Origin of the sequence: Burkholderia sp. ZZQ-2 (assembly GCF_050768715.1) — a bacterium.
In the GTDB taxonomy this organism is placed as follows: Bacteria; Pseudomonadota; Gammaproteobacteria; order Burkholderiales; family Burkholderiaceae; genus Burkholderia; species Burkholderia cepacia.
On record NZ_LDVA01000022.1, the window covers coordinates 1 to 8,000 of the forward strand.

An 8,000-nucleotide genomic window follows, 5' to 3' on the forward strand; every position below is an offset into this window, starting at 1 on the left:
CACCCCCGCCCGCCCGCCGCGCCCGAACGCGTTCGAATTCCACGCGCCCGCGACGTTCAACGTCGAACTGCCGACCCTCGACCTGCTCGAACCCGCGTCCGACGACATCGAAACGATCACCGACGAACACCTCGCGCAAACCGCGCAGGTCATCGAACAGCGGCTGCAGGAATTCAAGGTGCCGGTAACGGTGGTCGGCGCGTCGGCCGGCCCCGTGATCACGCGCTTCGAGATCGAACCCGCGCTCGGCGTGCGGGGCAGCCAGATCGTCGGGCTGATGAAGGACCTGTCGCGCGGCCTCGGCCTCACGTCGATCCGCGTCGTCGAGACGATTCCCGGCAAGACCTGCATGGGCCTCGAACTGCCGAACGCGAAGCGCCAGATGATCCGCCTGTCGGAAATCCTCGAGTCGCGCCAGTACCAGCACTCGGCCTCGCAACTGACGATCGCGATGGGCAAGGACATCACCGGCCATCCGGTCGTCACCGATCTCGCGAAGGCGCCGCACATGCTCGTCGCGGGCACGACGGGCTCGGGCAAGTCGGTCGCGATCAACGCGATGATCCTGTCGCTGCTGTACAAGGCGACTCCCGAGGACGTGCGGCTCATCATGATCGACCCGAAGATGCTGGAGCTGTCGGTCTACGAAGGCATCCCGCACCTGCTCGCGCCGGTCGTCACCGACATGAAGCTCGCGGCCAACGCGCTGAACTGGTGCGTCGGCGAGATGGAGAAGCGCTACCGGCTGATGTCGGCCGTCGGCGTGCGCAACCTCGCGGGCTTCAACCAGAAGATCCGCGATGCCGAAGCGAAGGAAAAGAAGATCGGCAACCCGTTCTCGCTGACGCCCGAGGACCCCGAGCCGCTGTCGACGCTGCCGCTGATCGTCGTCGTGATCGACGAGCTGGCCGACCTGATGATGGTGGCCGGCAAGAAGATCGAGGAACTGATCGCCCGTCTCGCGCAGAAGGCGCGCGCGGCCGGCATCCACCTGATCCTCGCGACGCAGCGCCCGTCCGTCGACGTGATCACGGGCCTGATCAAGGCGAACATCCCGACGCGCGTCGCGTTCCAGGTGTCGTCGAAGATCGACTCGCGCACGATTCTCGACCAGATGGGCGCCGAATCGCTGCTCGGGATGGGCGACATGCTGTTCCTGCCGCCGGGCACCGGTTACCCGCAGCGCGTGCACGGCGCATTCGTCGCCGACGAGGAAGTGCACCGGATCGTCGAGTACCTGAAACAGTTCGGCGAACCGCAGTACGAGGAAGGGATCCTCGACGGCCCGGCCGCCGACGGCGCGACGCAGGACCTGTTCGGCGATGCGCCGGACGCGGAGGCCGATCCGCTGTACGACGAAGCCGTCGCGTTCGTCGTGCGCACGCGGCGCGCGTCGATCTCGTCGGTGCAGCGGCAGTTGCGCATCGGCTATAACCGCGCCGCACGGCTCGTCGAGCAGATGGAGGCGGCCGGGCTGGTGTCGCCGATGGGCATCAACGGCAGCCGCGAGGTGCTCGTGCCGGCCGCGGCCGACTGAGCGCGGCGGCCGCCGCCGTCCACCGATGCGGGCCACCGGGAAACCGGCCGCCCCGGAAAGCAAAGGGCGCTGCATCGGCAGCGCCCTTTGTCATTTACTGCACCGGCACCAGCTTGAAGTCGACCGGCTTGCCGACCGCCACCTTCTGCGGATTCGGGCCCAGTTGCCCCGTTTCCACATTGCGGCTGAATACGTAGAACGTATCGCTGTCCTGGTTGCCGACGATCAGCCACTTGCCGGTCGGGTCGATCAGGAACTCGCGCGGCGTCTTGCCGAGGCTCGACTGGCGGCCGACGGGCTTCAACCGGCCGTCGGCCTGGTTCACCGCGTAGATCACCAGGTCGTTCGCATCGCCGCGGTTGCTCACGTAGAGGAAGCGGCCGTCAGGCGACAGATGGATCGCACCGCCGCCGACCTTGCCCTTGAAGCCCGGCGCGGTCATCGATACGGTCTCGACCGGCGTCAGCTTGCCGTCGTGGTAGCCGAACACCTCGACCGCCGCGTTGAGCTCGCTCGTCACGTACGCGTACCGGCCGTCGGCGCTGAACACCATGTGACGCGGGCCCGAACCCGCCTTGACCGGCGTGTAGCGCGTGTCGGTCGGGCTGATCAGCCCGCGGCTGCCGTCCACCGTGTACCGGTAGCCGTAGACCTTGTCCGCGCCGAGATCCTGCACGAACAGGTAATGGCCATCCGGCGAAAACACCGTCGAATGCACGTGCGCGCCGTCCTGGCGGCCCTTCACGGGCCCCGTGCCCTCGTGGTGCACCGTCAGCACGGCCTGGCCGACCGCGCCGTCGTCGCGCAGCGGAAACACCGCGAAGCTGCCGCCCGGATCCTTCGCGACCGAGTAATTGGCCGTCACGAGGTACTTGCCGTCCGGCGACAACGCGAGATAGCAAGGATCGTTCCCTTCCGACGACACGCGGTCGATGAAGCTCAGCGCGCCCGTCTTCGCGTCGAAACGGAAGGCGCTGACGCCGCCGCGCTGCGACGCCGGCCCGTCGTCGCCGGGCAGTTCGTTGACCGCGTAGACGGTACGACCGTCGCGGCTCGGCAACAGATACGACGGATTCACCGTCTTCGCCGACGACACCGGCGCGACGCTGCCGGTTTTCGTATCGAAGCGGTAAACATAGATCCCGTCGCTGCCGCCGCCCGTGTAGGTGCCCACGAGCAGGTTGTACACGCCGTCGGCCGGAGCGGGCGATTGCTGCGCAAATGCATGGGTCGCGGAAAGGGAGAGCACGATCGCGAAACCTTTCATCCAGTGAGCGAGCCTAAGCGGGAACCCTCGTGTCGAAGCGCGTGCGTCACGCTCGCGTAAACGGTTGGGCATTGAATCCTCCTTGCATCGAGTCGCTTCAAGTGTTGAGATAGGACGAAACGCCGGCCGTTCATGCGCTCCGCCGCCCGGCCGAGTATACGGGGCGCGGCGCCCGCGCGTGAAGCCTTGGCCGCCGCCGTCCGCATTGTGAACTCGAATACCCAAGGATCGCCTGCCCATGCCTGCCCTGATCGAAGACTACGCCCTCGTCGGCGACGGCCACACCGCCGCGCTGGTCGCCAAAGACGGCTCCGTAGACTGGCTGTGCTGGCCCCGCTTCGATTCGGGCGCCTGCTTCGCGGCGCTTCTCGGCACCCCCGAGCACGGCCGCTGGCTGCTCGCGCCGGCCGCCGATGCCGCGATCACGCACACGTCGCGCCGCTATCGCGGCGACACGCTGATTCTCGAAACCGACTACGAAAGCGCCGACGGTGCCGTCACGGTGGTCGACTTCATGCCGCCCGGCAACGGCTGGTCCGAGCTGGTGCGGATCGTCATCGGCCGCCACGGCACGATGAAGATGCGCATGGAGCTCGTGCTGCGCTTCGACTACGGGTTCTCGATTCCGTGGGTCACGCAGCTGACCCGCGAGGACGGCATGAAGGCGATCGCGGGCCCTGACACCGTCGTGCTGCGCACGCCGGTGCCGCTCACCGGCAAGAACCTCCATACGCTCGCGGAGTTCACCGTGAACGCCGATGAACGCGTGCCGTTCTCGCTCAGCTATGCGGCGTCCCACATGCGGCTGCCGCCCGCACGCGATCCGCTGTCGATGCTCGCGCGCACCGAGAACTACTGGCTCGAATGGTCGGGCCGCTGCCAGGTGCAGGGCCGCTACGCGGCCGCCGTGCGCCGTTCGCTGATCACGCTGAAGGCACTGGCCTACGAGCCGACCGGCGGGATCGTCGCGGCGCCGACCACGTCGCTGCCCGAGAAGATCGGCGGCAATCGCAACTGGGACTACCGCTACTGCTGGCTGCGCGACGCGACGATCACGCTGCTCGCGCTGATGCGCGGCGGCTACTACGACGAAGCGCGCGCGTGGCGCACGTGGCTCGGCCGCGTGATGGCGGGCTCGCCCGAACAGATCCAGATCATGTACGGGATCGCCGGCGAACGCCGGCTGCCGGAAATGGAACTCGACTGGCTGCCCGGCTACCAGGACTCGAAGCCGGTGCGCGTGGGCAACGGCGCCGCGAACCAGCTCCAGCTCGACGTGTTCGGCGAGGTGATGGCCGCGCTGCATCTGGCGCGCGTGGGCGGCCTGCAGGCCGACGACACGGTGTGGTCGGTGCAGTGCGCGCTGCTCGACCATCTCGAGAAGATCTGGCAGGAGCCCGACGAAGGCATCTGGGAAACGCGCGGCGGCCGCCGCCATTTCACGTTCTCGAAGGTGATGGCGTGGGTCGCGTTCGACCGCGCGATCAAGTCGGCGGAGATGTTCCGGCTGCCCGGCTCGCTCGACCGCTGGCGCGCGCTGCGCGAGCAGATCCATGCCGACGTGTGCGACAACGCATGGCACGAAAGCAAACGGGCGTTTGCACAGAGCTACGGCAGCGACGAACTCGACGCGAGCGTGCTGCTGATGCCGCTGCTCGGCTTCCTGCCGCCGGAAGATCCGCGCATCGTCGGCACGGTCGAAGCGATCGAGCGGGAGTTGCTGCACGACGGGCTCGTGATGCGCTACCGCACGACCGAATACGACGACGGCCTGCCGCCCGGCGAAGGCACGTTTCTCGCGTGCAGTTTCTGGCTGGTCGACAACTATGCGCTGCTGGGCCGGATCGACGACGCGCACCGCCTGTTCAGCCGGCTGCTCGCGCTGTCGAACGACCTCGGGCTGCTCGCCGAGGAGTACGACCCGGTGGCCGGGCGGCTCGTCGGCAATTTCCCGCAGGCGTTCTCGCACGTGGCGCTCGTGCATACCGCGATGAACCTGATGCACCACGAGGACGCGATGGCGCGCGCGGCCGGCCAGCCGGCGCCGGCCGTCGCCACGGGGCGCTGAACGGGGCGCGAGCGGCTTGTTCAGAGAACGTCAAATCGCAAAACTTTGATGAAAAATCGGGGAAATGTTGCATTGCACCACCCATCGTTGTCCGATATGATCGACGCGATTGTCCGGCTGCAGTGCAACATGGCCGGCCGCTGACCCACACGGCACGCCGCGACGCCTCACGCCGCCCTTGCGCACCGTCCCCCACGCGGGAGTAGTCTGCATGCTTTACCAACTGCACGAATTCCAGCGAGCCATGCTGAGCCCGCTGACGGCCTGGGCCCAGGCCGCGTCCAAATCGTTCGCCAATCCGTCCAGCCCGTTCTCGCTGATGCCCGGCGCGCCGCGGATGGCCGCCGCGTACGAGCTGATGTACCGGCTCGGCAAGGATTACGAGAAGCCCGAGTTCAACATTCACCAGATCGTCAAGGACGGCCACAACATCCCGATCGTCGAGCAGACGATCGTCGAGAAGCCGTTCTGCCGGCTGCTGCGCTTCAAGCGCTATTCGGACGACGCCGATGCCGTCACGCAGCTGAAGGACGAGCCGGTCGTGCTGGTCTGCGCGCCGCTGTCGGGCCACCACTCGACGCTGCTGCGCGACACCGTGCGCACGCTGCTGCAGGATCACAAGGTGTACATCACCGACTGGATCGACGCGCGGATGGTGCCGGTCGAGGTGGGCCCGTTCCACCTGCACGACTACATCGCATACATCCAGGAATTCATCCGTCACATCGGCGCGCGCAACCTGCACGTGATCTCGGTGTGCCAGCCGACGGTGCCGGTGCTCGCGGCGATCTCGCTGATGGCGAGCCGCGGCGAGGACACGCCGCTCACGATGACGATGATGGGCGGCCCGATCGATGCGCGCCGCAGCCCGACGTCGGTGAATTCGCTCGCCACGCAGCACTCGACCGCATGGTTCGAGAACAACGTGATCCACACGGTGCCCGCGAACTACCCGGGCGAAGGCCGCCAGGTGTATCCGGGCTTCCTTCAGCACACGGGTTTCGTCGCGATGAACCCGGAGCGGCACGCACAGTCGCACTGGGATTTCTACCAGAGCCTGCTGCGCGGCGACGAGGAAGACGCCGAAGCGCACCGCCAGTTCTATGACGAATACAACGCGGTGCTCGACATGGCCGCCGAGTATTACCTCGAGACGATCCGCATCGTGTTCCAGGAATTCCGGCTGGCAGAGGGCACGTGGGATGTCGAAGGCGAGCGCGTGCGTCCGCAGGACATCAAGCGTACCGCGCTGATGACGATCGAAGGCGAACTCGACGACATCTCCGGCAGCGGCCAGACGCACGTCGCGCACGAGCTGTGCACGGGCATCCCGCAGGACCAGCGCCGCAGCCTGACCGCCGAGAAGTGCGGTCACTACGGGATTTTCTCGGGCCGCCGCTGGCGCACGATCATCTATCCGCAACTGCGCGACTTCATCCGCGAGCATGCGCCGGAGCCGAAGCACGGCGCGACGAAGGATGCCGCGGATGCGCCGGCGCCCAAGACGCTCTCCGCCGTGCCGGCCAGCCATGCGCCGCTCGAAACGACGCGCGCCACCGCGGCGAAGCGCACGCGCGCGAAGGCCCCCGCCAAGGCAGTCGCAGCGGCGCCGGCCAAGGCCGCACCGGCCGCGAAACGCGCCGCCGGCGGCCCGCGCGTCAAGGCCGTGCGTACGCGCAAGGCCGCCTGACGCACCGCGTTCCGACGAAAAAACGCCGCCGTTGCCTGCGCACGGCGGCGTTTTTGCATCCTTCGACCGCTTCAGCCGGCCGGTGCGTCAGCGACGCAGCAGATACGCGAGCAGCAACTCGGTGTTCATGCGGACCATCTCGGCGCGTTCGTCGGTGTCGGTGAAATCGCGACCGAGCGTCGCGGCGAGCGTGAAGCGGTTCGACACGATGTAGTAGCCGAGCCCCGACAGCGTCACGTAGAAGCGCAGCGGATCGACGTCGGTTCGGAAAAGCCCGGCCTTCTGGCCGCGCGTCAGCACGTTGCCGAGCTTCGCGACGATCGGCGACATCATCTCGCGGATCCGCGTCGACTTGTGCAGGTAGCGCGCTTCGTGCAGGTTCTCGTTGTTGATGAGCCTGAGCAGTTCCGGATGGTCGCGGTAGTAGTCCCAGACGAAATGCGCGAGCCGCGTGACGGCTTCCACCGGCGCGACGCCGTCGAGGTCGAGCACGCGCTCGGCCTCGGTCAGCGCGGAGAACGCGTGTTCGAGCACGGCCGTGAACAGCTGCTCCTTGCTGCCGAAGTAGTAATAGAGCATGCGCTCGTTGGTTTCGGCCCGGCGCGCGATCTGGTCGACGCGCGCGCCGAACAGCCCTCCACTCGCGAACTCTTCGGCTGCCGCCATCAGGATGCGGCGGCGCGTACCTTCAGGATCTCTTTTGATTTTTGGCTGATTCATGGTGGCGTTTTGCTATGTGAGCCGCTTGATCCGGACCGGCACCCCCACCGCCTCGGCGCCGGCCGCCCTGGAACGGGCGCGCCGCGGGCGGCCGCCCTCCTGCTGAGCCCCTGCAAAAAAGCGGTTCGATTATGCGCACAGACGGCGTCCAGCGCAATGCGGGAAATCGGCGATAATCGAGCTTTGGCAAACCTTTCCGGCCGCGCCCGAAGCGGCCGAGAGCCATTCGGCGCCGCTGCGCCCGTTGTCACCGTGACCGACTCCAAAACACTCGCGGATCGCATCGAAGATCTGCTTCCCCAGACGCAATGCACGAAGTGCGGCTATAACGGCTGCCGGCCGTACGCCGAGGCGATCGCCGCCGGCGACGCGAACTACAACCAGTGCCCGCCCGGCGGCGCCGAAGGCATCGCGCGCCTCGCCGGCCTGCTCGGCAAGCCCGTGATTCCGTTGAACCCCGTGAACGGCAGCGAGCATCCGCGCGCCGTCGCCTTCATCGACGAAAGCCTGTGCATCGGCTGCACGCTGTGCATGCAGGCGTGCCCGGTCGACGCGATCGTCGGTGCGCCGAAGCAGATGCACACGATCGTCGAGTCGCTGTGCACGGGTTGCGACCTGTGCGTGCCGCCCTGCCCGGTCGACTGCATCGCAATGCTGCCGGTGACCGGCGAACGCACCGGCTGGGACGCGTGGTCGCAGGAACAGGCCGATGCCGCAC

At 67.3% G+C, this 8,000-nt stretch carries 6 protein-coding genes; 4 read left to right on the forward strand and 2 right to left on the reverse strand.

From position 1 onward, the window contains the following. Positions 1–1,537 (forward strand): DNA translocase FtsK (locus tag ABY44_RS00315; protein WP_431640709.1); only part of this gene is annotated, 1,537 nt, incomplete at its 5' end. Between the two features lie 94 nt (positions 1,538–1,631). Here ABY44_RS00315 and ABY44_RS00320 read toward each other — a convergent pair. Continuing rightward, positions 1,632–2,876, reverse strand: a complete 1,245-nt coding sequence (locus ABY44_RS00320; protein WP_027786811.1) for a lactonase family protein — start codon at positions 2,874–2,876, stop codon at positions 1,632–1,634. Positions 2,877–3,042: 166 nt separating this feature from the next. Between ABY44_RS00320 and ABY44_RS00325 the strand changes: the two genes are divergently transcribed. Both ABY44_RS00325 and ABY44_RS00330 read left to right on the forward strand, forming a co-directional pair. Continuing rightward, positions 3,043–4,872, forward strand: a complete 1,830-nt coding sequence (locus tag ABY44_RS00325; protein WP_060172951.1) for a glycoside hydrolase family 15 protein — start codon at positions 3,043–3,045, stop codon at positions 4,870–4,872. 211 nt (positions 4,873–5,083) lie between these two features. Further along, positions 5,084–6,562, forward strand: a complete 1,479-nt coding sequence (locus ABY44_RS00330; RefSeq protein ID WP_060172950.1) for a polyhydroxyalkanoate depolymerase — start codon at positions 5,084–5,086, stop codon at positions 6,560–6,562. An 87-nt stretch (positions 6,563–6,649) separates the two neighbouring features. Here the strand turns inward: ABY44_RS00330 and ABY44_RS00335 are convergent, their stop codons facing one another. Beyond that, the gene (locus ABY44_RS00335; protein ID WP_021161256.1) at positions 6,650–7,282 is read right to left on the reverse strand and encodes a TetR family transcriptional regulator; all 633 of its coding nucleotides are present in this window, start codon (positions 7,280–7,282) and stop codon (positions 6,650–6,652) included. A 156-nt stretch (positions 7,283–7,438) separates the two neighbouring features. On the opposite strand from ABY44_RS00335, the gene rsxB reads away from it, so the two are divergent. Further along, positions 7,439–8,000: electron transport complex subunit RsxB (rsxB, locus tag ABY44_RS00340; protein WP_431640714.1), on the forward strand; the 562-nt coding region annotated here is incomplete at its 3' end.

Bases quoted from the DNA above. Each gene is read 5' to 3' on its own strand.
- ABY44_RS00320 (WP_027786811.1), bottom strand. From the start codon at position 2,876: ATGCCCAACCGTTTACGCGAGCGTGACGCACGCGCTTCGACACGAGGG.
- ABY44_RS00325 (WP_060172951.1), top strand. From the start codon at position 3,043: ATGCCTGCCCTGATCGAAGACTACGCCCTCGTCGGCGACGGCCACACC.
- ABY44_RS00330 (WP_060172950.1), top strand. From the start codon at position 5,084: ATGCTTTACCAACTGCACGAATTCCAGCGAGCCATGCTGAGCCCGCTG.
- ABY44_RS00335 (WP_021161256.1), bottom strand. From the start codon at position 7,282: ATGAATCAGCCAAAAATCAAAAGAGATCCTGAAGGTACGCGCCGCCGC.